Source organism: Pseudaeromonas sharmana, assembly GCF_042649925.1.
GTDB classification, from domain to species: Bacteria; Pseudomonadota; Gammaproteobacteria; order Enterobacterales; family Aeromonadaceae; genus Pseudaeromonas; species Pseudaeromonas sharmana.
The window spans coordinates 250,940-274,576 of the sequence record NZ_JBHSAF010000001.1 but is presented as its reverse complement, the minus strand read 5'-3'; the positions used below and the strand labels follow the sequence as shown (position 1 = coordinate 274,576).

At 60.5% G+C, this 23,637-nt stretch carries 21 protein-coding genes and 7 tRNA genes; 20 read left to right on the top strand and 8 right to left on the bottom strand.

Annotation, left to right across the window (positions count from 1 at the left end; translation table 11 throughout):
- Window positions 1-8 precede the first annotated feature (8 nt).
- Window positions 9-512, bottom strand: a complete 504-nt coding sequence (locus tag ACFOSS_RS01305) for a phage tail protein (RefSeq protein ID WP_377150102.1) — start codon at window positions 510-512, stop codon at window positions 9-11.
- Window positions 513-524: 12 nt separating this feature from the next.
- A complete protein-coding gene (locus tag ACFOSS_RS01300) occupies window positions 525-1,037 on the bottom strand; it encodes a phage tail protein (protein WP_377150100.1) in 513 nt (170 codons plus the stop codon).
- 68 nt (window positions 1,038-1,105) lie between these two features.
- Here ACFOSS_RS01300 and ACFOSS_RS01295 point away from each other — a divergent pair, with 68 nt between their 5' ends.
- Window positions 1,106-1,588: a GNAT family N-acetyltransferase gene (locus ACFOSS_RS01295; protein WP_377150097.1), complete on the top strand. Its 483-nt coding sequence runs from the start codon at window positions 1,106-1,108 to the stop codon at window positions 1,586-1,588.
- A gap of 711 nt (window positions 1,589-2,299) precedes the next feature.
- Here the strand turns inward: ACFOSS_RS01295 and mrcB are convergent.
- The 3 genes from mrcB to ACFOSS_RS01280 form a co-directional block, all read right to left on the bottom strand.
- Window positions 2,300-4,645, bottom strand: a complete 2,346-nt coding sequence (mrcB, locus tag ACFOSS_RS01290; RefSeq protein ID WP_377150095.1) for a penicillin-binding protein 1B — start codon at window positions 4,643-4,645, stop codon at window positions 2,300-2,302.
- Window positions 4,635-7,178: an ATP-dependent helicase HrpB gene (hrpB, locus tag ACFOSS_RS01285; RefSeq protein WP_377150093.1), complete on the bottom strand. Its 2,544-nt coding sequence runs from the start codon at window positions 7,176-7,178 to the stop codon at window positions 4,635-4,637. Before hrpB ends, mrcB begins: the two co-directional genes overlap by 11 nt.
- Before the next feature lie 112 nt (window positions 7,179-7,290).
- Window positions 7,291-8,715, bottom strand: coding sequence for a PepSY-associated TM helix domain-containing protein (locus ACFOSS_RS01280; protein WP_377150091.1), 1,425 nt, complete (start codon window positions 8,713-8,715; stop codon window positions 7,291-7,293).
- A 245-nt stretch (window positions 8,716-8,960) separates the two neighbouring features.
- Here ACFOSS_RS01280 and ACFOSS_RS01275 point away from each other — a divergent pair, with 245 nt between their 5' ends.
- Window positions 8,961-10,127, top strand: coding sequence for an iron-containing alcohol dehydrogenase (locus tag ACFOSS_RS01275; RefSeq protein WP_377150089.1), 1,167 nt, complete (start codon window positions 8,961-8,963; stop codon window positions 10,125-10,127).
- Between the two features lie 174 nt (window positions 10,128-10,301).
- A complete protein-coding gene (thpR, locus tag ACFOSS_RS01270; protein WP_377150087.1) occupies window positions 10,302-10,874 on the top strand; it encodes an RNA 2',3'-cyclic phosphodiesterase in 573 nt (190 codons plus the stop codon).
- Here thpR and sfsA read toward each other — a convergent pair.
- A complete protein-coding gene (gene sfsA / locus ACFOSS_RS01265) occupies window positions 10,821-11,600 on the bottom strand; it encodes a DNA/RNA nuclease SfsA (protein WP_377150085.1) in 780 nt (259 codons plus the stop codon). The genes thpR and sfsA overlap by 54 nt on opposite strands.
- Before the next feature lie 381 nt (window positions 11,601-11,981).
- Between sfsA and dksA the strand changes: the two genes are divergently transcribed.
- Complete coding sequence (gene dksA, locus ACFOSS_RS01260; RefSeq protein ID WP_377150082.1) at window positions 11,982-12,431, top strand: RNA polymerase-binding protein DksA; 450 nt, start codon at window positions 11,982-11,984, stop codon at window positions 12,429-12,431.
- A gap of 177 nt (window positions 12,432-12,608) precedes the next feature.
- Complete coding sequence (gluQRS, locus tag ACFOSS_RS01255) at window positions 12,609-13,499, top strand: tRNA glutamyl-Q(34) synthetase GluQRS (protein WP_377150080.1); 891 nt, start codon at window positions 12,609-12,611, stop codon at window positions 13,497-13,499.
- Between the two features lie 32 nt (window positions 13,500-13,531).
- On the opposite strand, the gene ACFOSS_RS01250 is transcribed toward gluQRS, so the two are convergent.
- Window positions 13,532-13,690: a hypothetical protein gene (locus ACFOSS_RS01250; protein WP_377150078.1), complete on the bottom strand. Its 159-nt coding sequence runs from the start codon at window positions 13,688-13,690 to the stop codon at window positions 13,532-13,534.
- On the opposite strand from ACFOSS_RS01250, the gene pcnB reads away from it, so the two are divergent.
- The 14 genes from pcnB (at window position 13,613) to ACFOSS_RS01180 (ending at window position 20,642) form a co-directional block, all read left to right on the top strand.
- A complete protein-coding gene (gene pcnB, locus ACFOSS_RS01245) occupies window positions 13,613-14,992 on the top strand; it encodes a polynucleotide adenylyltransferase PcnB (RefSeq protein ID WP_377150639.1) in 1,380 nt (459 codons plus the stop codon). The two genes, ACFOSS_RS01250 and pcnB, sit on opposite strands and share 78 nt — an antisense overlap.
- The gene (folK, locus tag ACFOSS_RS01240) at window positions 14,989-15,480 is read left to right on the top strand and encodes a 2-amino-4-hydroxy-6-hydroxymethyldihydropteridine diphosphokinase (protein WP_377150076.1); all 492 of its coding nucleotides are present in this window, start codon (window positions 14,989-14,991) and stop codon (window positions 15,478-15,480) included. The genes pcnB and folK overlap by 4 nt, the downstream gene beginning before the upstream one ends.
- Window positions 15,481-15,494: 14 nt before the next feature.
- On the top strand, window positions 15,495-16,289 hold the full coding sequence (gene panB, locus ACFOSS_RS01235) for a 3-methyl-2-oxobutanoate hydroxymethyltransferase (RefSeq protein WP_377150074.1): 795 nt from the start codon (window positions 15,495-15,497) through the stop codon (window positions 16,287-16,289).
- A 72-nt stretch (window positions 16,290-16,361) separates the two neighbouring features.
- On the top strand, window positions 16,362-17,225 hold the full coding sequence (gene panC, locus ACFOSS_RS01230; protein WP_377150072.1) for a pantoate--beta-alanine ligase: 864 nt from the start codon (window positions 16,362-16,364) through the stop codon (window positions 17,223-17,225).
- Between the two features lie 60 nt (window positions 17,226-17,285).
- Window positions 17,286-17,666 (top strand): aspartate 1-decarboxylase, encoded by a 381-nt coding sequence (gene panD, locus ACFOSS_RS01225; RefSeq protein ID WP_377150070.1) that lies wholly within the window; start codon window positions 17,286-17,288, stop codon window positions 17,664-17,666.
- Window positions 17,667-17,860: 194 nt separating this feature from the next.
- Window positions 17,861-18,454 (top strand): aminoacyl-tRNA hydrolase, encoded by a 594-nt coding sequence (gene pth, locus ACFOSS_RS01220; protein WP_377150068.1) that lies wholly within the window; start codon window positions 17,861-17,863, stop codon window positions 18,452-18,454.
- Between the two features lie 22 nt (window positions 18,455-18,476).
- The gene (ychF, locus tag ACFOSS_RS01215) at window positions 18,477-19,568 is read left to right on the top strand and encodes a redox-regulated ATPase YchF (protein ID WP_377150066.1); all 1,092 of its coding nucleotides are present in this window, start codon (window positions 18,477-18,479) and stop codon (window positions 19,566-19,568) included.
- Between the two features lie 234 nt (window positions 19,569-19,802).
- A tRNA-Met gene (locus ACFOSS_RS01210) sits at window positions 19,803-19,879 on the top strand.
- A 5-nt stretch (window positions 19,880-19,884) separates the two neighbouring features.
- A tRNA-Gln gene (locus ACFOSS_RS01205) sits at window positions 19,885-19,959 on the top strand.
- Between the two features lie 134 nt (window positions 19,960-20,093).
- A tRNA-Gln gene (locus ACFOSS_RS01200) sits at window positions 20,094-20,168 on the top strand.
- A 42-nt stretch (window positions 20,169-20,210) separates the two neighbouring features.
- Window positions 20,211-20,285, top strand: a tRNA-Gln gene (locus tag ACFOSS_RS01195).
- Window positions 20,286-20,347: 62 nt separating this feature from the next.
- A tRNA-Met gene (locus ACFOSS_RS01190) sits at window positions 20,348-20,424 on the top strand.
- 4 nt (window positions 20,425-20,428) lie between these two features.
- A tRNA-Gln gene (locus ACFOSS_RS01185) sits at window positions 20,429-20,503 on the top strand.
- Window positions 20,504-20,565: 62 nt separating this feature from the next.
- A tRNA-Met gene (locus tag ACFOSS_RS01180) sits at window positions 20,566-20,642 on the top strand.
- Between the two features lie 108 nt (window positions 20,643-20,750).
- Here ACFOSS_RS01180 and ACFOSS_RS01175 read toward each other — a convergent pair.
- On the bottom strand, window positions 20,751-21,947 hold the full coding sequence (locus ACFOSS_RS01175) for an FAD-dependent monooxygenase (protein WP_377150064.1): 1,197 nt from the start codon (window positions 21,945-21,947) through the stop codon (window positions 20,751-20,753).
- Between the two features lie 224 nt (window positions 21,948-22,171).
- On the opposite strand from ACFOSS_RS01175, the gene miaB reads away from it, so the two are divergent.
- Entirely contained in the window at window positions 22,172-23,605 is a 1,434-nt protein-coding gene (miaB, locus tag ACFOSS_RS01170) for a tRNA (N6-isopentenyl adenosine(37)-C2)-methylthiotransferase MiaB (RefSeq protein ID WP_377150062.1), read from the top strand.
- Window positions 23,606-23,637: the final 32 nt, after the last annotated feature.

Sequence of the window (23,637 nt, the reverse complement as noted above, 5' to 3'; positions counted from 1 at the left end):
GGTGCTCCTTAACCGTGGCTTGGAAAAATGCCCTGCACGGCGATACAAAAGTTCGCCACCAGATAGGGCTGCATATTGGAGTGGGGCTGGTTGCCGCCGGTATTACTAATGGTGCCGCTGGCCAGGCTCTGGCTAGCGTCAAAATCATAGAGGGCATAGTTGCTTTGGGTGGCGGACCAGTAGCCATTGGCTGGCGAGGCTGCGGTGGCATTGTTTACGTCAGCCATCACAGTATGCGTGTGCTGGGGCATTTCCTGCGTCGTTAGCGTATGGTTTTCCTCGCCAGCGCTTTGCCCCAGGGTCACGCCATTGCCGACATGGACCGGTGCCCGGCCTTGCAAGTTGGGTAAAGCGAATTTACTGACCCCATCACCACCGTAGGTGGTGCCCAACAGGGCATATAGTGCCTGGTTTTGGTTGATGGGCAGCAGCTGGCCATTACAGGGCTGCCAGCCAGATGGAACAACATTGGCGGCGAACAGACGTATCTCGCCGAGAAAAGGCTCAGCCATGATGAATCCTCCTTAATCCGGTGTGGGATAGATGCCTTGCAGGGCGATGATGAAGCTCAAGCCCAGGCAGGGCATCAGGTTGTCGTGGGGTTGGCTAGCTCCCGTCGGCGTCACAGCCAGGGCCGCCATGTTGGTGGTCGGAGTTACTGTTGAGTAGGTGGATACGGCACTGCTGGCGGCCCAACAGGCATCTTTGGGACTGCCTACGCTGCCGGTGGCGGATCCTCTGGCCTGATGGGTGTGCGCAGGGAGTTGATCGGTTGTCAGGGTTACCTGTTCGGTACCCCCCTGTTCACCCTGCGTATAGATACGCCCGGAGCTGGATTTGCCCATGTGCAACGGTAGCCGGCTACGCAAATCGGGCAGTGCGAAGCTGTTCACCCCGTCGCCACCGTAGGTGGTGCCAAGCAGCGCATAAAGAGTCTCGTTGTCACTGACCGACAGGAGTTGGCCGTCGCAAAAGGCCCACCCGACCGGGGCATTCTGGCCACCAAAAATCCGTATTTCTCCCAGATAGGGTTCCATAGCATTTCCTTGCTTATTCCGTTATTGATATGCCATCCCATCCCGAACCAAAGAGAGGAGACAGCGCCATGCACAATCCTTTGCCCGCCGACGTTCGCCTGCGCCCGATAACCGACGACGACCACGCCTTTATGGCGAGGCTCTATGCCCTCAATCGCCAGGCAGAGATGGCGCACTTTCCATTCAACGAACAACAAAAATCACTATTCCTGCACAGCCAGTTCGAGGCCCAATCCCGGCACTATTTCGCTCACTACCCCACAGAGCGCTTTGCCCTTATCGAGCAGCAAGGCGCACCGATTGGCCGTTTGCTAGTCGCCGAGTTGCCAGCGCAGCTGCGGCTAGTGGATATTGCCTTGCTGCCCAGCCACCAGCGGCTGGGCATCGGTAGCGCCTTAATCCGTCAATTGCAGGCCGAAGCCACGGCAAAGGGAATACCGATACAGCTTCACGTTGATCCGGCTAGTCCGGCCCGAACGCTCTACGAGCGTCTGGGCTTCATGGCGGGAACAGGGGACGCTCTGCACCTGGCCATGACCTGGAAATCCTGAGTCCAATTCTTCCACCATGCCGAACCACCGCGACAGATTACGCCGCCATGCCCAACCCAACCGGGCGCTAGCACTCGTAATTCGCTAACAAGGAAACGATGGGCAAAATGACAATGACACCAAGTGACATCACGTCATAAACAAAAGGAGGGCGACGATCCGTATTGCTCCAAGTACAGCGGCAGCAATAACGCTTCGATTCATAACGGGAAAACGCAAATTGCCAAGTACACAACAGCATCTTGCGTGCAAGCAACCATCCTTGAGTTCACACACCACAGTCCGACTAGCCTGTCTGACTCATCCTTATGCGCTTGACATGCTATCGCCTATTGCGCCATACGAAACCCATACTGGTCACATTTGCAACATAAAAGGGTTACTTTTTGTATGGCTTTGAATTGCAATAAATGGCGAGCAGGAAGAGTGGGACGCGGCGCGATACTCAGGTACGCATTAGTCAGGTCGGAGATGAAAAAATTGGCAGACGGCAATCGCCTGCGTAATTCGGTGTCGGATCCGGTTTATACGCCCGATCTGGACATCGGGCAGCACCTGGCTGTCCAGTTGAACAAGGCGTCAGCCACCGTTTGCTCACCCGCGATCAGACCTGTCGCCAATCGGTTGCTCACTGCCAGCGGCCAAAACGGCGACCTGAGTCGCCGTTTTGAGTGTACGGGTTGCCGCATGATGACGGCCGCGGGTTTGAGATTACCCCCGCGCCGGGAGCTCATCCTCATTCAAGCTAAACAGCTGCTTGAACCAGTCTACCGGGTTATCGGGGCGCGCTTCACCTCCGCTGCTGCAGGCCTCCTTGGGACCAAGCTGGTCCAGCCGTGCCGGTAACGACAGGCTGCCCACACAACCGGCATCCACCGGCTTGCCGCCACGCGAGAAGTTGCTCCAGACAATGCCCTTGGGCACCGCCAGCTGTAGCGAGTTGACACCGCGCCGCCCCAGGTAGTCACCGAACAACTGCAGGGCGCCATTGGCACCGGTCAAGCCAGCCGGCTGGTTATCATCCCGCCCTACCCAGACGCTGACCAGTTCGTCGTTGTCGAGGCCACTAAACCAGGAGTCACGCAGGTTGTCGGTGGTTCCCGTCTTGCCCGCCAGGGTGGCCTTGGGGAAGCGGGTCGCCAGCGCCCGGGCCGTCCCCTGGCTGGCGACCCGGGTCATGATGTACAGCGTCAGGTAGCTGTCGCGGGCATCGACACGACGCTCCGCCTTCAGGTCCTTCTGGTACAGCAGCTTGCCATCACTGGCCTGCACGCTGCGCAGTGTGGTCAACGGCTGATACAGGCCCTCGCTGGCCAGCGTCAGGTACATCTGGTTCACCTCGAACGGCGACAGCGCCACCGTACCGAGGAACAGTGACGGAAACGCCTGGATCGGCTGTGTGACACCAAGCGCCTGCAACGTCTCGACTACCTTGCCAACGCCAACATCCATGCCCAGCCGGACCGTCGGCAGGTTCAGCGATTCAGCCATCGCCTGGTAATACGGCACAGTACCGCGAAAGCCCTTATCGTAGTTCTGCGGCCGCCAGGTCTGGCCGCCCTGATTACGTAGCGTCAGCGGCTCATCGCGCAGTGGCGTCGCCAGGTTGTACCCCTTCTGCAGCCCGGTCAGATAAACCGCCGGCTTGACCAGCGAGCCGATGGGACGGCGCGCATCCAGCGCCCGGTTGAAGCCGGCATAGCGGATATCCCGACCACCGACCAGCGCCGAGATCTCGCCGGTGCGCCAGTTGGACACCACCATGGCCCCCTGCAGATTCGGCTTCTTGCGCTCCTTCTCGATGCGATCCAGCTGGCTGGTGACCGCCAGTTCAGCCGACTGCTGGGCGACCGGATCCAGGCTGGTGAAGATGCGCAGCCCGGATTGCTGTAGCAGGTTATCGCCAAAGCGGCTCTTCAGCTCTCGCTTGAGCAGGCCCATGAATGCCGGGGTGCGGCCATAGCTCATCTGGCCGCGCGGCAGCAGGGTCAGCGGCTTATCCAGATAGGTCTGATACTCCGGCGGCTCTATCTTCAGGTTATCCAGCAGCAGGCGCAGCACCAGATCGCGCCGCTCGCGCGCCCGATCCGGAAAGCGCCAGGGATCGTAATAGGAGGGGCCACGCACCATGCCGACCAGCAGCGCCATCTGATCCGGCTCCAGCTCGTTCAGCGGCAGACCGAAGTAGAAATAGGACGCCAGACCGAAACCGTACACCCCCTGCGACTTGTTCTGCCCCAGATAGATCTCGTTGATGTAGGTCTCGAGGATCTGATCCTTGCTATAGCGGTAGTCGATGATCACCGCCATATAGGCTTCCTGAACCTTGCGCCACAGGCTGCGTTCCGAACTGAGGAAAAAGTTCTTTGCCAACTGCTGGGTCAGGGTACTCCCCCCCTGCACCGCCCGCCCGGCCTTGAGGTTGGCAAAGAAGGCGCGGCCAATGGAGAGCAGCGACACGCCACCGTGGTGGTAAAAATCACGGTCTTCCACCGTCAGCAGGGTATCGATGAAAGACTGCGGCACCTCATCCAGACGCAGTAACAGACGATCTTCGATCTCCTCATTGCTCAGCCGGTCCAGCAACACCGGATCCATGCGCACATAACCCAGATCACGCTGGTTATCGGCATTCTGGATACGCTGCAAGCGTTGCCCCTCGAACGTCAACAGCAAAGGCCGCGCCTGCTCGGCACCATCGGCAAAGGTAAACGGCCGCCGGATCAGCACCAGCTTATTACCGGCGAATGCATACTGTCCCGCCCCTTTGGGTTGTTTGCTCGGCCGGTAGTTCAGCAGCTTGAGTTCATGCAGCATCTGCTCGCGGGAGAGCCGCTGACCGGGAAACAGCTCCAGCGGCCGACTGTAGACCAACGCCGGCAACTGCCACTTCTGACCATCAAATTTGTTGCGGATCAGGCTATCCAGATAGATACCGGTGACCAGCAGGCAGGCCAGCAGCACCAACCCGAGCTTGAAGGTCAACCACCCCCAGCGTCGCCAGTTCACCTTCTGGTGCCATGCCTGTTTCTTTTTGCTTCTTGGTTTACGCGCCATGGTCTTGATTCATCCTGTGCTTGGTATAACGGGTCGGCATCGCCTCCAACGGGTTATCCGGCCAGTAGTGCTTCGGATACCGCCCCTTCATCTCTTTTTTTACCTCGGCATAGCTGCCCTGCCAGAAGGCCACCAGATCGCGGGTGATCTGCAACGGTCGCTGTGCCGGCGACAGCAATTCGATCACCAGAGCCACCCGGCCCTTGGCAACAGTCGGCGTCTGCGACTGGCCGAACATCTCCTGGATGCGCACTGGCAATACCGGCGCCGCACCGGCCTGATAACGGATGCGCAACCGGCTGCCGGTCGGTGCCGTGAAGTGGCTCGGCAACCAGCTATCTAGCTCACGCGATAGCGGCCACGGCAGCCATTGGCGCAGTATGTTACCCAAATCGAGACGTCTTAGCTGCTCCAGCCGACTCATCCCCATCAGATGAGGTAACAACCATAGTTCCAGCGATGCCAGCAAAGCCGCCTCATCCAGCGCGGGCGCGCCCAGGGCCGCCATCTCCTGCGGCAACCAGTCTACGGCACAGCGCAACCGCGCCAGTAACTGTTCGCTCTCCTCGTCCCACGGCAACACCGCAAGTCCGGCCTTGCGGATCCCCGCCAGCAGGCAGCGGGCCTTCTGCTCATCACTCAGATCGGTGACCGGCTGACGCTCGACGACAATCTGCCCCAGGCACAGTTGCTGTTCGGCCCGAACCCGTCCCTCGCGCTCATCCCAGCCAAACCAGCTGTGCCGCCGCAACAAGGAGGGTAACGCCCGGTTGAGATCGGCCAGCGTCACGGTCTCGGCCACATGAATACGGATGCCCTGTTCATTTTGCACCGGCTCGATGGCGACCAGCCACGGCTGGCCGGTCAATTCATGCTCCGGAGCCAGGTCGGCACTCTGGCCGCCACTGAGCTGATAGCGGCTGCCGCTGCGCAGACGACCGATGCGATCCGGCCAGGCCAGCGCGGCTAGCACACCGGCGTGGCTCGTCTGGGACAGGTTGGCCAGGGGCGCTTTCAACGCCGGACGCAACCGCCCCACGCGCTCCCGCCAACGTCTGGCCAAGGGGCGTACCGCCGCGGCATGGCGCGACAACAAGCCACTCAAGCTGGCCGCTCCGCGCTTCTGTTCTTCGAGTAACGCCACCAGATAGCAGGCCTCATCGACGATTCCCGGCCACTCCCCTTCCAGCGCACAGGCCTGCAACAACAGCTGGGCCAGCCGCGGGTGACAAGGCAATGCGGCCAGCTCACGGCCACGCGGCGTGAGGCGATGGTCAGCATCCAGCGCCGACAGCGCTTGCAGCAACTGCCGAGCGGCGGCCAGGGCCGGTGCCGGTGGTGGATCGAGCCAGGGTAACGCCTCCGGCTCGCAGCCCCACTGCAGCGCTTCCAGCACCAGGGGCGTCAGCTCGGCACAGGCCATCTCCGGTGGGCTCTGTTCATCCAGCCGCTCCTGTTGCTCGCTGCTCCATAGCCGGTAACAGACGCCAGGACCGAGACGGCCGGCACGGCCAGCACGCTGCGTTGCCGACGCCCGGGAAATCGGTTTGAGCTCCAGCCGCTCCAGTCCACTGCCCAGATCAAAGCGCACGCGGCGCTCCAGCCCACTGTCGATGACGACGCGAATGCCTTCAATGGTCAACGAGGTTTCGGCGACGTTGGTTGCCAGCACCACTTTGCGTTTAGCGGCCGCAACGGGGGCGATGGCCTGCTGCTGGGCGGCAAATGGCAACCGGCCATGCAGGGGGGCGATCAGCAGATCGTCGGCGCTGGTCAGCCGCTCCTGTAACCAGAGCGTCAGCTGGTCGATTTCACCGACACCGGGCAAGAAGACCAGCAGGCTGCCAGATTCGGCCTGCAACGCTTCCAGCACCACCTGTCCCCATTGCGCAATCAGCGGTTGCAGGCGGTTAACGGGGCGATAATGCACGGTGATCGGATGGGCTCGGCCCGCACTGCTGAGCAATTGCGCTTCGGGTAGCCGCGGCGAAAAATCCAGCCCGTCGAGGGTCGCCGACATCACCAGCAGACGCAGGTCGGTGCGCAGCGCCGCGCGCGACTCCAGCGCCAGCGCCAGCGCCAGGTCGGCATGCAAATTCCGTTCATGAAATTCGTCAAAGATCAGCAAATCGATGCCACTGAGCTCAGGATCGGCTTGCAGCATCCGCGTTAAAATCCCCTCGGTGACGATCTCGAGTCGGGTGGCGGCACTGGTGCGGCTCTCGCCCCGCACCCGGTATCCAATCCGTTCTCCCACCGGCTCACCCAGTTGGGCCGCCAGATAGTGGGCGATGTTGCGCGCCGCCAGGCGGCGTGGCTCCAGCATCAGAATCCGACCGGATACCGACCCTTGTAGCAACAGCTGTAATGGCAGGGCCGTCGATTTACCCGCCCCTGGCGGCGCCTGCAACACCACGGGGGTTGCCGTGGCGAGGGCCGTCACCAGGGCAGGCCAAACGGCCAGCACCGGCAACCGCTCACTATCGTTGAGAGGCCCGAGCAACGGGGATGAAAGGCAAAAGGGGTCCACCATGCCGGCTCCTGGATCCGTGACGCAAAGCCGGCATTGTGCCAAAGCCAGAGCCCGTGACCAAGCCCTGTCGCCGCCAAACGGTGCCCCCGTCAGCCGGAGGGAGGCTTAGACGTCAGGCTGACTCCACGCGCCGAGGGGCGGCACGGCGTGCCGCAACCCAGCGCCAGATCAGTGTATCCAGCACCCAGACCGCCAACAGCGAGGCCCCCAGCAAAGGAAACAGCAGACCGAGCAGCAGGGAGAGGATCACGGCTCCGCGCCACAGCGGCAAGGCATGCGGCAACGGCGGCACCCCAAAGCGCCGCGCCGGGCGACGACACCACCATAACCAGAGCCCGGAGAGCGACAGAATGATCACCAGCAAACATAACACCAGCATCACCGCCTGGTGCACAGGGCCATACATCTTGCCCATATGCAGCATGACGCCAGTCTCCACCACCTTGGCGACCCAGGGATAATCTTGCCAGCGCACATCGGCCAACACGGCACCGCTGTATTGATCCAGATGCAAGGTCGCGTCATGGCGCGGGTCGTCGGCAAATAAGGCAATGGTATAGACACCGTGCTCACCGCGCGGCAACGTGATGCTGTATCCGGGGTGAACGCCGTGCTCCTGAGCCAACGTCACCACCTGTTGTAGAGTGATCGCGGTCGGTTCCGCCGGCGCTGTCGTGACCGCGGCGTGGTGGGCCTGTGATGCCGGTAGCGGGGTATTTTCCACCGCCCAGGGTACCGTCTGTCTATGCGCCTGATTCAAAGCGCGGGCCGGCGGCGCCGATTCCGGAACCTGGTTCCACATTGCGGCCGGGAAGCGATTCCAGACATCAGCAAACTGCCCCCCCCAAAAACCGGTCCACGTCATGCCACTGAGCAGGAAGAACAGCAGCCCGGCGGCCGTCCAAAATCCCGTTGCCGCATGCAGATCGCGCCAGCCGGCGCGCGAGCGTAGAGCCTGCCTCGGCAGCATGACGCCCTGGGCGCCCGGGCCACGCCGTGGCCACCACAGATACGCCCCCGTCACCAACAGCAACAATCCCCAGCCCGCGACGATCTCCAGCACGGCATCACCAAACTTACCCAGCATCAAGTCGGCGTGCAGCTCACGCGCCAGCGCTGGCAGTGTCGCGGCGGTTTGGTACTCGCCCAGCCAGCGCCCCGTGTAGGGATCAATAAACTGCGACCATTCAACCCCCGCATCCGCCAGCACCACCTCTACACTGCGATCGGCTGCCGGGGACGGAATATAGCTGACAACACTGGCCTGCGGACGGTGAGACCGAGCCTGTGCCAGCAAGGCATCGGCGGACCAGGCCGTGGCGGCCGGGGTGACCCACTGCAAGTCAGCATACAGCCAGCGATCCAGTTGCGGTTTGTACAGATAAATAATACCGGTCACCGCCAGCAGCAGTAAAAATGGCGCCACGAACAGGCCGGCGTAAAAGTGCCAGCGCCAGGCTCGCTGATAGAAGCCCCGCACATCCTGCGCAACGGCAGATTGCGGGGGGGTAGATAACACTGAGTCCGGTTCCGACATCACCTGCTCCTTGTACGATGAGGAGGCGCATCATAGAAAAGACACCACCGCAACACAAACACAACACCTGATTAACAATTCAAAACAGTGAAGGTATCGACATCATTTAGCTGTGCGCACTTGCCTGTTTCGGTTGTGGTTTTTGTTAGCCAGCGCACCTTATGAGTCAAATGACTACGTCATCATGCCTGCAGTTCTGGCCTCGAGACGGCCTCGGTTTTAACCCTTCAGCTCAAGGAGTCATCATGTCCGTCATGCGTTTTTCGATACCTCGCGACATCGTCTACGGTGCCGATGCCCTGAATCATCTGTCGACCCTCAAGGGGCGTCGCGCCATGCTGGTGACCGGTGGCAGTTCGATGCATAAATTCGGTTTTCTCGAACAAGCCGCGACCCTGTTGCGACAAGCGGGCATGGAAACCCGTATCGTCGAGGGTGTCGAGCCCAATCCCTCCGTCGCCACCGTGCAACGTGGCGCCCAGGCGATGCTGGAGTTTGAGCCTGACTGGATTGTTGCCATCGGCGGAGGCTCGGCACTGGATGCCGCCAAGGTGATGTGGTGTTTCTACGAACACCCGCAACTGAAATTTGCAGACATACTGACCCCCGGCTCCATGCCACCACTGCGCAACAAGGCGCGTTTTGTCGCCATTCCATCTACCAGTGGTACCGCTTCGGAGATCACCGCCTTCTCGGTGATTACCGACACCGACAATCACATCAAGTACCCGATTGTCGCCGCAGACATGGTGCCGGATATCGCCATCCTCGATCCGGCGCTCCCGGCTACCATGCCGCCGCACATCACTGCCAACACAGGGATGGATGTCCTGGCTCATGCCATCGAGGCGGTGGCCTCTACCGCGGCCACCTCGTTTACCGATCCTTATGCGATGGAGGCCATCCGTCTGGTGCTGGAAAACTTGCCGCAGGCCTATCATCAGGGCAGTGACGCCACGGCACGCTTCAACATGCACAACGCTTCGGCGCTGGCCGGTATGGCGTTCACTAATGCGTCGCTCGGGCTGGTTCACTCGCTGGCACACAAGATCGGTGGTGAATTTGGGGTGACTCACGGCCTGGCCAACGCCATCCTGTTGCCTTATATCATTCGTTTCAACCGGCAATTCAGCGACAAATACGCCCGGGTCGAGAAACTGCTGGGCATTGATGATCTGGCCAAGGCGGTCGAGCGCCTGAACGCCCAGTTGAACATTCCGTGCTGCTTTAGCCAATGCGATGAAGTCAACTTCGACGAAGCCCACTTCCACGATGTGCTGGAGCGTATGAGCCGCAATGCCCATGCCGATCCCTGTACCTGGACCAACCCTGGACAGCCGACTGTTGCCGATGTTCGCGACCTGTACGAGGCGGCCTTCTATGGCCGCGTAGAGGTCTGCTGCGAGGCATGAACATGAAATGCTGTATGGCCTGAGAGGGGCCTGCATTTGCGGATGTTGTCATGACATCCGCTTTTTTTGCGCAGGCCGCCGCCCGCTCAACGCAGCCAGGCCAGATTTTGCAGCCTTACCACACCGGTGAGCCCTATTACACAGCTGAACAAGGTAATGAATGAAGGAGGCGAGATGGAGCCACACCTACGACTGTTCTGGGGGTTTGATGCCTGTCAGCAGGGCGCCGCGCTACAAGCCTGCCAACAGCAGTTGGCCAGTACTGAAACCGGCCCTCCGGTACCGCTGGATAACCTGCATCTCACCCTGTTGTTTCTGGGGAATGCCCCACTCGGCACCTTGCCGGCACTGACTCGCCTGACCAGCACCACGCTGGCACGGTTGCCACTGGCGCCCATGACGCTGACGCTGGACCAGCTCGGGCTGTTTCCCCGCGCCAAAGCCGGCTGGATAGGGCCCAGCCAGATCCCCGAGGCCTTACTGCTGCTTGAAGCCGGATTGCGCTCAGCCGTCAGCGAGGCGGGCTGGCCACTCGACCCGCGCCCCTATCGGCCTCACGTCACCCTGTTTCGCAAAGCGCGTGCGCTGGCTAACCCGCGGATTACCCCGATCCCGCTGTCGTTACAGACATTACATCTCTATGCATCCCTGTCGACACCGCAAGGCGTACGCTACCAACCCAGAGCCAGCTGGTCACTCGGTGAACATCACGGGCAACCGGGCGCCCAGTCGCAACCCCAGCGGTGATATCGCACAAGCATACGCCAGCACCTCGACACCGGCCTCAACCGCCTGCTGCAGCGCCAGGGCATAGTCTGCATCAACATGCTGTGCCGCGCTCACCTGGCGGATACCGGTATGCAACACGCAAAACAGCACCAGGGCCCGCTGCCCTTGCTGCCGTAATCTGATCAGCTCACGCAGGTGTTTGCTGGCGCGCGCACTGGGCGCATCAGGGAAAAAGCCATGCCCCTGCCCTGCCAAAGATGGCCGCGCCGGATCGCCCAGCAGGGTAACGCTCTTGACCTCGATATAACAGGACGCTTGGTCTGGAGCCGTCAGTAACAGGTCAATCCGACTGCGCTCCTCACCATATGGCACCTCACGGCGCAACGAATGGTAACCCGTAAGCTCGGGAATGCGGCCGGCGTGAAGCGCCGCCGCCACCACGGCGTTCGCCCGGCTGGTATTAACACCAATCCAGTCACCGTCAGGCGTCTGTGCCAACTCCCAGGTCCCCGGATACTTGCGGGCCGGATTGTCGGACAGTGAAAACCAGACGCGCCAACCCGGCTCACCACAGCCGGTCATGCGTCCGGTATTCGGGCAATGCAACGTTATCTCTGTCCCCTCATCCAGCCGGACATCGGCAAGAAAACGTTGGTAACGTCGTAACAGGCATGCTCCTTGCAAAGGCTGTGGAAACGTCACATCAAGGGCATCATCAGCTTTTGTCGGTTCGAATAGATCCATGATCGTGTTTGTCTGCTATAACCAGAAAAAGAGAGGGATTGATCAGCGTCGCCACCGGCACGAGCACCGAGAAAACACGGTGCCAAGCTACGGCGCGCCCAGTATGGAGGCCGGTTTACAGACCAGGCCATTTTTTTTAGCCAGTTTGTCGAATTGATGCCTTGAAAGTGGCAAAAACGACACAATATAGCGATACCAAGCCGCGGATGGCCGCGGGTTTTTTGGAACCTTAGGCAGGTCGAAAAAAGAAAAGAAGGTCTGGATAGCAAAAATGCGGTTCCTATTTGCTCCCCCCGACACCTTCTGATATAGATACCGGCCTTAGATTATCAGTAGCCAGCACACGATGTAGTGCTGAGTGGTGCGAATTAGGAGATCATCATGCCTATGGGCGATACCAACAAGTCGCTGGGTCCTCTGGCCATCGCCGGTGTAGAGCCTTATCAGGCCAAGCCTGATGAAGAGTACATGAACGAAGCGCAGAAGACGCACTTTCGCAAGATCCTCGAGGCCTGGCGCAATCAGTTGCGAGAAGAAGTCGACCGCACCGTCGATCATATGAAAGATGAAGCAGCCAACTTCCCGGACCCGGTTGACCGTGCCGCGCAGGAAGAGGAATTTGCTCTTGAACTGCGGGCGCGGGATCGCGAGCGCAAGCTGATCAAGAAGATTGAAAAGACACTCGTTAAGCTCGAAGACGACGATTTCGGTTACTGCGAACACTGCGGTATCGAGATCGGCATTCGTCGCCTCGAAGCCCGTCCGACCGCTGAACTGTGTGTCGATTGCAAGACGCTGGCCGAGATCAAGGAAAAGCAGATGGCAGGCTAAGCCTATACTGACGAGTCATCAAGGGCGCTGCGGCGCCCTTGGTTTTTACTGCTGCCCGTGGTGCCATGTGTGTCGCTAAGTGGCCACCATTTGCCTTGACCGTCATCTGACTTGGCACCGGCGAGCCCCTGTGTCAGACTGCGCGGCGAAGCATGCTTGTCAACTCATAACCCGCAGATGCCTATCTCTTCTTATACCGGGCGCTTTGCTCCATCACCGTCGGGCCCGTTACACTTTGGCTCGCTCATCGCCGCAATGGGTAGCTACCTGCAAGCACGGGCGCAGGGTGGCCGCTGGTTGGTTCGTATCGAGGATCTGGATCCCCCGCGCGAAGTCCCCGGTGCCGCCGATCTGATCCTGCGCACACTCGATAGCTATGGATTGCACTGGGACGGCGAAGTTGTCTACCAGAGCCGACGCCACCCCCGTTACCAGCAGTTGCTGGATGAGCTCGGTATCCGCGGCATGACCTATCACTGTGACTGCAGCCGGGCTCGCATCCAGGAAGCCGGGGGAATTTATCCCGGCCATTGCCGGTCAAGAGACCTTAGCGGTGCCGGCCACGCCATCCGTCTGCGCATGGACCAGCCAGTGTACGAATTTGACGATCGGCTACTGGGGCGCATTAGCGTACCCATCGCGCTAGCCGAGGAGGACTTTATCCTCAAGCGTCGTGACGGCTTATTCGCCTATAACCTTGCCGTGGTGATCGATGACGCCGACAGTGGCATTACCGAGGTGGTGCGGGGCGCCGACCTGATTGAGCCAACGGTGCGTCAGATTGCACTGTACAGGTTACTCGGCTACCCGGAACCAGGCTGGTTACATCTACCGCTGGCCCTGCAATCAGATGGCCGCAAACTCTCCAAGCAGAACCATGCACCGCCGCTATCACAACAGCACATCGGCCAGACGTTGTGGCAAGCATTGGCGTTTCTGGGGCAGTGCCCCCCGGCCGAGTTGGCAGGTGCGTCTGCGGACATCCAGCTGACCTGGGCCCTGCAGCATTGGTCAATGCGGTCGATTCCGCACCGGAGTAGCGAAACGACTCATGCCAGCCATTCCTAGTCAGCGGTTTCTCATTTTTTGCTGCTGCGCTATCATAGCGCCGCAATAACAGGCCACTGCCTGTTCGGAGGTGTACCATATTTTCCCAGATCGCTAATTTTTGCCGCAAAGTCCTGGGCAAAGAAGATGAAACCGGCACCGTCACCCTCGGTGAGCCCGGTGAACGCTGTATCCTGACTCGGGATCAGCATCCGATCTCGCGTCGGCAGATCAGTGACAATGCCCTGAAAGTGCTCTACCGGCTGAACAAAGCGGGTTTCGAAGCCTATCTGGTCGGCGGTGGTGTCCGCGATCTGCTGCTGGGGCGCAAGCCAAAAGACTTTGACATCGTCACCGATGCGACGCCGGAACAGATCAAAAAGCTGTTCTCCAACTGCCGTCTGGTCGGTCGTCGTTTTCGACTGGCGCACGTGGTCTTTGGCCGCGACGTCATCGAGGTCGCCACGTTCCGCGGTCATCATCATAAGGTCAATACCAGCAAACATGTCTCCAGCCGCTCCGACGAAGGCATGCTGCTACGCGACAACGTCTATGGCACCATCGAAGAAGATGCCGAGCGCCGCGACTTCACCGTCAATGCGCTCTACTACAGCATCAAGGATTTCAGCCTGCACGACTTCCACGGCGGCCTGACAGATCTGGAAGCCGGCCTTCTGGAGCTGATCGGCGATCCCGAGACCCGTTACCGTGAAGACCCGGTTCGCATGCTGCGGGCCATCCGCTTTGCCGCCAAGCTGGACCTGGGGCTCAGTGAACGCACCGCGGCACCGATCCGCGAACTGGCTCCCCTGCTGCAGGACATACCACCCGCTCGCCTGTTTGAGGAGACGCTGAAGCTGTTCCTCGCCGGCGATGCGCTGAAAACCTATTACCTGCTGCGCCAGTATGGACTCTTTGCTCCACTGTTCCCTCAGGTCGCCACGCTGCTGACCCCCGCGGGCAACTCACCCTTTGAGCGTTTTCTCGAACTGGCGCTGATCAATACCGATGAGCGCGTTGCCGCCGACCTGCCGGTGACGCCGGCCTTCTTCTATGCCGCCCTGCTGTGGGGTGTAGTGGAAAAACGCAGCCGTGACTTCAGCAACGAGAGCTCGCTGCCACCACAGGATACCCTGATGCTGGCAATGAACGAGGCGATCGATACCCAGATCCGTACCATCGCCATTCCACGCCGCTTCACCACAGACGTGCGTGATATCTGGCTGTTGCAAGATCGCCTGCCGCGCCGCTCCGGTAAGCGCGCCGAACGTCTGCTCGGCCATCCCAAGTTCCGTGCTGCCCTCGATTTCCTCGAGCTTCGCAGCCGTGTCGATGGCCGTCTTAAAGAGTTGGTACAGTGGTGGCAGAACTACCAGCAGAGTCAAGGGGGCGACCAGCAGCCTCATCAGGCTGCTCCGCACCCATACCCGCAAAGCGAAGCGGACGGTGAGCGCAGCAAACCACGCCGCCGCCGGCGTCGTGGCCCTCGTCGTCCCAAGGACGCCCAGGCATGATTCCGGCGTTTATTGCCCTCGGTGCCAATCTCGAGGCACCGCTGAGGCAGATTCAGGCGGCCGTCGAGGCGCTGCGACAGTTGCCGCACAGCCGCTTCGTCGCCTGTTCGCCACTATACCGCTCGACCCCGATGGGGCCGGCCGATCAACCCGATTACATCAATGGCGTCGCCTGGCTGGAGACCGATCTGACCGCGCACGCCCTGCTCGACGCGATGCAACGCATCGAGCTGGACCAGGGACGGGTCCGCAAGGACGAGCGCTGGGGGCCGCGCACCCTCGACCTCGACCTGCTGTTGTTCGGTAACGAGCAGATCAATGACGCGCGCCTGACCGTGCCTCACTATGGCATGAAGCAGCGTGCCTTTGTGCTGTTACCCCTGTCAGATCTGGTGCCCGATCTGGTACTGCCCTGCGGTACCCCGTTGCGCGCACTGGCCGAATCCTGTGATCGCGACGGACTGCAACCGCTCGCCGACACGCTGTAAACGGAGAAGACCCGATGAGCAAAGTCACCATTACCCAGCTGCAGAAAATGAAGCAGGAAGGGCAGAAGTTCGCTTCGATCACCGCCTATGATGCCACCTTCGCCCGTCTGTTCGACGACGAGGGCATCCCCGTCCTGCTGATTGGTGACTCGTTGGGCATGGTCATGCAGGGGCACACCGATACGCTGCCGGTCAGCGTCGACGAGATGGCCTATCACACCCGCTGCGTACGGCGTGGCACCAGCAATGCGCTGGTGATCGCCGACCTGCCGTTTATGAGCTATGCCGATACCGCCAGTGCCTGTGCCAACGCCGCCAAGCTGATGGCCGCCGGGGCCAGCATGGTCAAGATTGAAGGTGGCGACTGGTTGTGTGATACCGTGCGCCATCTCAACCGCAATGGCGTCCCGGTGTGTGGCCACCTCGGATTGACGCCGCAATCGGTGCATGTGTTCGGCGGCTTCCGCGTACAGGGCCGCGATGTCGAACAGGCTGACGAAATCTACCGCAGCGCATTGGCATTGCAGGCTGCTGGCATCCAGTTGCTGGTGCTGGAGTGTGTTCCTGCCGCTCTGGCCGAACGCATCACCAAGGCGCTGCGCATTCCGGTGATCGGCATCGGTGCCGGCAACGGAACCGATGGCCAGATCCTGGTGATGCACGATGCCTTCGGCATCACTTCCGGCTACACCCCGAAATTTACCAAGAACTTCCTCGCCGAAACCGGAGACATCCGCGCAGCAGTACGCCAGTACATGGCGCAAGTTGCTGATGGCTCCTTCCCCGGCCCGGAACAGACCTTCAACTGATCAACCGATCCACGACTCCTGCGCCCCACCCCTCGCGGGGTGGGCTACGCGAAGCGTAACGAGGAACAGTCCATGCTTGTCGTCAACGACATCCCGACGCTGCGTCACACTATTAGCCATTTTCGCCAACAGGGCGACACCATCGCCTTCGTCCCAACCATGGGCAACCTGCACGACGGCCATCTGACCTTGGTCCGCGAGGCACAACAGCGTGCCCGCCGCGTCGTGGTCAGCATCTTCGTCAACCCGATGCAATTCGACCGCGCCGAGGATCTGGCCAACTACCCACGCACCCTGGAACAGGACTGTGCCCGGCTGCGCGCTGCTGGCGTCGATACCGTCTTTACGCCGACGCCGGAGATCATGTATCCCCATGGTCTCGGCGCCCAGACCTACGTCGAAGTACCAGGCATCTCGACCCTGCTGGAAGGGGCACTGCGTCCCGGTCACTTCCGCGGCGTTGCCACCGTGGTGACCAAGCTGTTCAACCTGGTGCAGCCGGATGTGGCGTGCTTCGGGCAGAAGGATTATCAGCAACTGGCCCTGATCCGCCAGATGGTGGCCGATATGGCCATGCCAGTCGAAATCGTCGGTGTGCCGACCGTGCGGGCCGAGGATGGCCTGGCCCTGTCATCACGCAATGGCTACCTGAGCGTCGCCGAACGCGCAATCGCCCCCTTGCTGGCCCGCGTCATGCACCAGTTGGGTCAACGGATCGAACAGGGGGAGCAGGACTATGAGGCCCTGATCCAGCAAGCGACAGAGCAGTTGGATGAGGGCGGTTTCCGCACTGATGCCATCGATCTGGTGGATGCCGATACCTTGTTGCCGCTGGGTGCCCAGAGTCAGCGCGCGGTGATTTTAATGGCTGCCTTCCTGGGGCGAGCCCGGCTGATCGACAACCTGGTGGTGAATTTGCACCCACAAGATAGATAGTTTATAGTCCGCGCGCTGGCAGACCGGCAGCGCCGGGTCAAGTTGGAAAGAGGAACCACCATGCAACGAATTATGCTCCGCGGCAAACTGCATCAGGCCCGAGTCACCCATGCGGTACTGAATTACGAAGGCTCCTGCGGTATCGATCTCGATCTGCTGGATGCCGCCGGCATTGTCGAAAACGAGCAGATCGACATCTACAACGTCGAAACCGGCGACCGCTTTCACACCTATGCCATTGCCGGTGAACGCGGCTCGAAGATGATTTCGCTCAACGGTGCGGCGGCACGCAAGGCTGCGGTCGGCGACCGCGTGATCATCTGCGCCTACGGCGTATTTGATGAAAGCGAAATTGCCAATCACAAGCCGCGCCTGGTCTATCTCGACGCGCAGAACAACATCGCCCGCACCGGCAAGGACATTCCGGTTCAGTTGACCTGAGTGGATCTTCCCCGGCAAGAGGCGGCGTCAGGCCGCCTCTTGGCTTTCTGACACCGCCGATTGGCAAGTAAACCGGCCTCGTCAGCCCCGGCAACCGGCAAAAGGTTGAGCACTTCAGCCCTGCTGGCTAGAATGGCGCATTCCTGACGCCTGACCGTTTTTGCGGTCATTTTGCGGTCCAATGAGCGAGTGAGATGAGTAGTGATATCCGCCTGATTGTCGGCCTGGGCAATCCCGGTCCTGAATATGCCGCCACCCGACACAACGCCGGCGCCTGGTATGTGGCTGAACTGGCAGCCCGCTTCAATGGCATGCTACGCGAGGATGGCAAGTATTTTGGTCTGACGACGCGCGTGCTGATGCATGGACAGGAGGTGCGGTTGCTGATCCCGACCACCTTTATGAACCTTAGCGGCAAGGCGGTCGCGGCATTAGCCAAGTTTTTCCAGATCCCGGTGGAATCGATCCTCGTCGCCCATGACGAGCTGGATCTGCCTCCGGGCGTCGCCCGCTTCAAACTGGGCGGCGGTCACGGCGGCCATAACGGCCTCAAGGACATCATCAGCAAGATGGGTAATAACAAAGAGTTTCACCGTCTGCGTATCGGCATCGGTCATCCCGGTGACAAGAACCAGGTCGCCGGCTTTGTGCTGACCAAAGCGCCGCAGAAGGAGCAGGAACTCATCGACGCCGCCCTCGACGAGGCGCTGCGCTGCACCGACATTCTGTTTCAACAAGATATGACCCGCGCCATGAACCGTCTGCACGCGTTCAAGGCCGGATCCTGACACCTCTGAGAAGGAGACCTCCATGGGTTTCAAATGCGGTATAGTGGGCCTGCCGAACGTCGGTAAATCCACCCTGTTCAACGCCCTGACCAAAGCCGGCATCGAAGCGGCCAACTTCCCGTTCTGTACCATAGAGCCGAATACCGGTGTGGTACCGATGCCGGATCCGCGCCTCGATGCGCTGGCCGAGATCATCAAGCCGCAGCGCGTGGTGCCAACGACGATGGAATTTGTCGACATCGCCGGCCTGGTCAAAGGCGCGTCCAAGGGTGAAGGTCTGGGCAACCAGTTCCTGACCAACATCCGTGAAACCGAAGCCATCGGCCACGTGGTGCGCTGCTTCGAGGACGAAAACATCATCCACGTGGCTGGCAAGGTCAATCCGGCCGAGGATATCGAGATCATCAATACCGAGCTGGCATTGGCCGACCTCGATACCTGCGAGCGCGCCATCCAGCGCGTCCAGAAAAAGGCCAAGGGCGGTGACAAGGATGCCAAGCTGGAGCTGGCCACCCTCGAGAAGTGTCTGCCGCTCCTCTCCGAGGCCGGCATGCTGCGCACCCTTGAGCTCACTGCTGAAGAGAAGGCCGCCATCCGCTACCTGAGCTTCCTGACGCTGAAGCCGACCATGTACATCGCCAACGTGGCCGAAGATGGCTTCGAGAATAACCCCTATCTGGATCAGGTCCGGGCCATCGCCGAACAGGAAGGCTCTGTGGTCGTGCCAGTTTGCGCCGCCATCGAATCCGATTTGGCCGGCATGGAAGAGGAAGACCGCCAGGAGTTCATGGCCGAATTGGGGCTGGACGAGCCAGGCCTCAACCGGGTGATCCGCGCCGGTTACACCCTGCTGAACCTGCAAACCTACTTCACCGCCGGGGTCAAGGAAGTCCGTGCCTGGACCATTCCGGTCGGCGCCACTGCCCCGCAAGCGGCTGGCAAGATCCACACCGACTTCGAGAAGGGCTTTATCCGCGCCCAGACCATCGCCTTTGAAGACTTTATCGCCTACAAGGGTGAACAAGGCGCCAAAGAAGCCGGCAAGATGCGCGCCGAAGGCAAGGATTACATCGTCAAAGACGGCGACGTGATGAATTTCCTGTTCAACGTGTAAATGAAACAGCGCAGCAAACCCCTCCCTCCGTGGAGGGGTTTCTGTTTTTATAAGCCTATAAAGTGATGCGCTTTCAGCCGCTTGCTGTTGCTTTCGTCATCACGGCAGCCTCAAGCGGCCAATTCTTCGCCAGCCAGCGCACCGGCGGGGAAAAAGGGGTTGACGCCCTAGGGTCAGATCCGCATAATTCGCCCGCACAGTTGAGCGGGACACTGCTCAAACGTGAAGAGTAATGGCTATGTAGCTCAGTTGGTTAGAGCATCGCACTCATAATGCGGGGGTCACAGGTTCGAATCCCGTCATAGCCACCATCATTTGGGGTGTCGCCAAGCGGTAAGGCAGCGGGTTTTGATCCCGCCATACCTAGGTTCGAATCCTAGCACCCCAGCCATCACTTAATGGTATGCAGATGATGAGTTTGCTCCCGGCATCATGCCTGGGTTCAAGCCCAACTCAGCAACCAGGGTTTCGTGGCACAAGCATGATGTACCCACTCTCACACGCTGTGTATGCAGAATCCTCGATTGGGGTGTCGCCAAGCGGTAAGGCAGCGGGTTTTGATCCCGCCATACCTAGGTTCGAATCCTAGCACCCCAGCCATCTTCTCATTGAGAACGGCCAGATTCAGGAAACTGCCCCGGATGGGGTGTCGCCAAGCGGTAAGGCAGCGGGTTTTGATCCCGCCATACCTAGGTTCGAATCCTAGCACCCCAGCCATATTTTAATGGTGATGGAAGAGACGCTTTATTTCAGCATCATTGAAAACACTTGCTTCAAATGGCTATGTAGCTCAGCTGGTTAGAGCATCGCACTCATAATGCGGGGGTCACAGGTTCGAATCCCGTCATAGCCACCATTTTTGGGGTGTCGCCAAGCGGTAAGGCAGCGGGTTTTGATCCCGCCATACCTAGGTTCGAATCCTAGCACCCCAGCCATACCTTAAGGGTGATGGATGATACGGTTGATGCCGGTATCATTGGAAACGCTCGCTTCAAATGGCTATGTAGCTCAGCTGGTTAGAGCATCGCACTCATAATGCGGGGGTCACAGGTTCGAATCCCGTCATAGCCACCATTCCCCTCTTGATGTTCACATTCCAGTTTATCCTTGTTCCATCACACCATCGCGACACCTTAGTCTTGACAACGCCATTACGGTGCAGCGTCGGCAGCATGCCCAGGCTTAGAGCCCGAGCGCATAGCGCAGCGCGCGACGTTTAAGCGGGCCGGCACGATCCGCCAGCAGCAAGCCGGCGTTACGCAGCAGTCGCAATGGCGGGAGCGAGTTGCTGAATGCCAAATAAAACGCATCCATTGCCGTCTGCATCAGCAGGTTGTCGCGCTGGCGTTGGCGTTGGTAACGCGCCAGCAGTGCCGGGGCATCCCACGCCTCACCCGCCTGACGGGCGCTCACGATCAGCTGACATAACAGTTCGACATCCTTGAAACCCAGATTGACCCCCTGCCCCGCCAGCGGGTGTATGGTATGGGCGGCATCACCGAGCAGCACTACCCGGTCGGCAACATAACGCTGGGCATGGCGCCGGGTCAGCGCAAAACTGTCTGCGCCCTGGACCTGGCATGCCGGCAAACGTGCCGGAAAATGGTGCCGGATGGCCGCCAGCAGTGCCGCCGGAGGCAACGCCCGTAATTCAGCCACCCGCTCAGGCGTGTCATACCAGACCAATGACGCATGGCGACCGGCCAGCGGCAAAAAGGCGCGAGGCCCGCCAGGGTGAAATTGCTGCCAGGTGATCTCCGGCGCCTCGTCTTCGAGTTCGACATTCACCAGCAGGCACGCCTGGCGGTAATCCCACTGCGTCACGCCAATCCCGGCCTGCTGGCGTACCCGGGAGTGAGCGCCGTCAGCCCCCAACAGCAGTCGCGCCGCAACGCGCCGGCCATCGGCCAGTGTCAGTACAGCCTGCTCAGGGGTGGACTCCAGCTGCTGCCACTGGCTACCAATACTGAATTCGACATTCGGCAAGGTCTGCAACTGCTGCCACAGGGCCAGCTGGATCAGGCGATTCTCGACGATGAACCCCAGCACATCGACCCCCAGCTCGGCGGCGCTGAAGCGGGTCTCGTGCCCTTCCAGCTCCCAGGTCTCGAGACGGCGGTAGGCGCGCAGCCGCATCGCCTGCAGCGCCGGCCAGGCACCACAGGCCTGAATCAGCGCAACCGAGGCCGGGCTTATAGCCGAGACCCGGCGATCCAGCGGCTGATCCGTGGCAAAGGGGCGCGGGGCCTGTTGCTCCAGCAGCAGCACCGACAGCCCGGCCTGGCCCAGCAGGCAGGCGGCGGCGGCACCGACCATGCCACCGCCGACGATCAACACATCATAGTGAGCAACAACCTGGGGATCGGCAGCAACGGACATCTCGGGGCTCCACGGCAAATAACGGTATCAATGGCGATGAGCGGCCATTCTAGCGAGGCCGGCCGCAGGTTGCAGCCCTGATGCGCAGTCGGCAGCGGGAAACCCTTACAAACTGCGCGGTGGTGGCAATCTGGTCAGCACGGTGGCGAGGGGGTAGAATACGCGGTCCAAAGGGCTCGCGCCCGTCTTTCGTACACCATCAGCAAGGCACAGAACACATCGCCATGAGCCAGAAAAAACTGCATATCAAGACCTGGGGCTGTCAGATGAACGAGTATGACTCGTCAAAGATGGCCGATCTGCTGGGCGCGGCCCAGGGCTACGCGACAACCGAAGAGGCCGATGAGGCCGACGTGCTGGTGTTGAACACCTGCTCCATCCGCGAGAAGGCGCAGGAGAAACTGTTCCATCAGCTGGGGCGCTGGAAAGAGCTGAAGAAGCAGAACCCGAATCTGGTGATCGCCGTCGGCGGTTGTGTCGCCTCGCAGGAGGGCGATGCCATCCGCGAACGCGCACCGCAGGTTGATATCGTCTTCGGCCCGCAGACCCTGCATCGTCTGCCAGAGATGATCAAGCAAGTACAGGGCGGACACGGTGCCCAGGTGGACGTCTCCTTCCCGGAGATCGAAAAGTTCGATGCCCTGCCCGAGCCCCGTGCCGAAGGGCCGACCGCCTACGTCTCGATCATGGAAGGCTGTTCCAAGTACTGCACCTACTGCGTGGTCCCCTACACCCGTGGTGAAGAGGTCAGCCGCCCGCTGGATGACGTGCTGTTCGAAATCGCCCAGCTCGCCGAACAGGGCGTACGCGAAGTCAATCTGTTGGGGCAGAACGTCAATGCCTACCGCGGGCCGAGCCATGATGGCGACATCTGCAGCTTCGCCCAGTTATTGCGTCTGGTCGCGGCCATCGACGGCATCGACCGTATTCGTTACACCACCAGCCATCCGATTGAGTTCACCGACGACATCATCGAGGTGTACAAGGACACCCCCGAGCTGGTCAGCTTCCTGCACCTGCCGGTGCAAAGCGGGTCGGATCGCATCCTGACGATGATGAAGCGGCCGCATACGGCACTGGAGTACAAGTCGAAGATCCGCAAACTGCGGGCCGCACGTCCGGACATCACCATCAGCTCGGACTTTATCGTCGGCTTCCCAGGCGAAACCGACGATGACTTCGAACGCACGATGAAGCTGATCGACGAGGTGAAATTCGACATGAGCTTCAGCTTCATCTTCAGTCCACGCCCGGGCACCCCGGCCGCCGACATGCCGGACGAGACACCGATGGAGGTGAAGAAGCAACGCCTGTATCACCTGCAGCAGGTGATCAATAACCAGGCGATGCAATACAGCCGCGAGATGTTTGGCAGCGTCCAGCGCATTCTGGTCGAGGGGCCGTCGAAGCAGGATCTGCTGCAGCTGCGCGGCCGTACCGAGAATAACCGCGTCGTCAACTTCGCCGGCGATGCGCGCCTGATTGGCCAGTTTGTCGATGTCGAGATCACCGAAGTGCTGCCGCACTCGCTGCGTGGCAAGCTGGTACGCACCGAGGCCGAGATGGATCTGCGCCAGAGCGTGCGCCCCAGCGAGATCCTGGCCCGTCGCCCCGATGGGGTGGCCGATGAGCTCGGTGTTGCCACCTTCCGTCCCTGATTGAACAGCGGGCCGCCCGCCGGCCCGCGTGT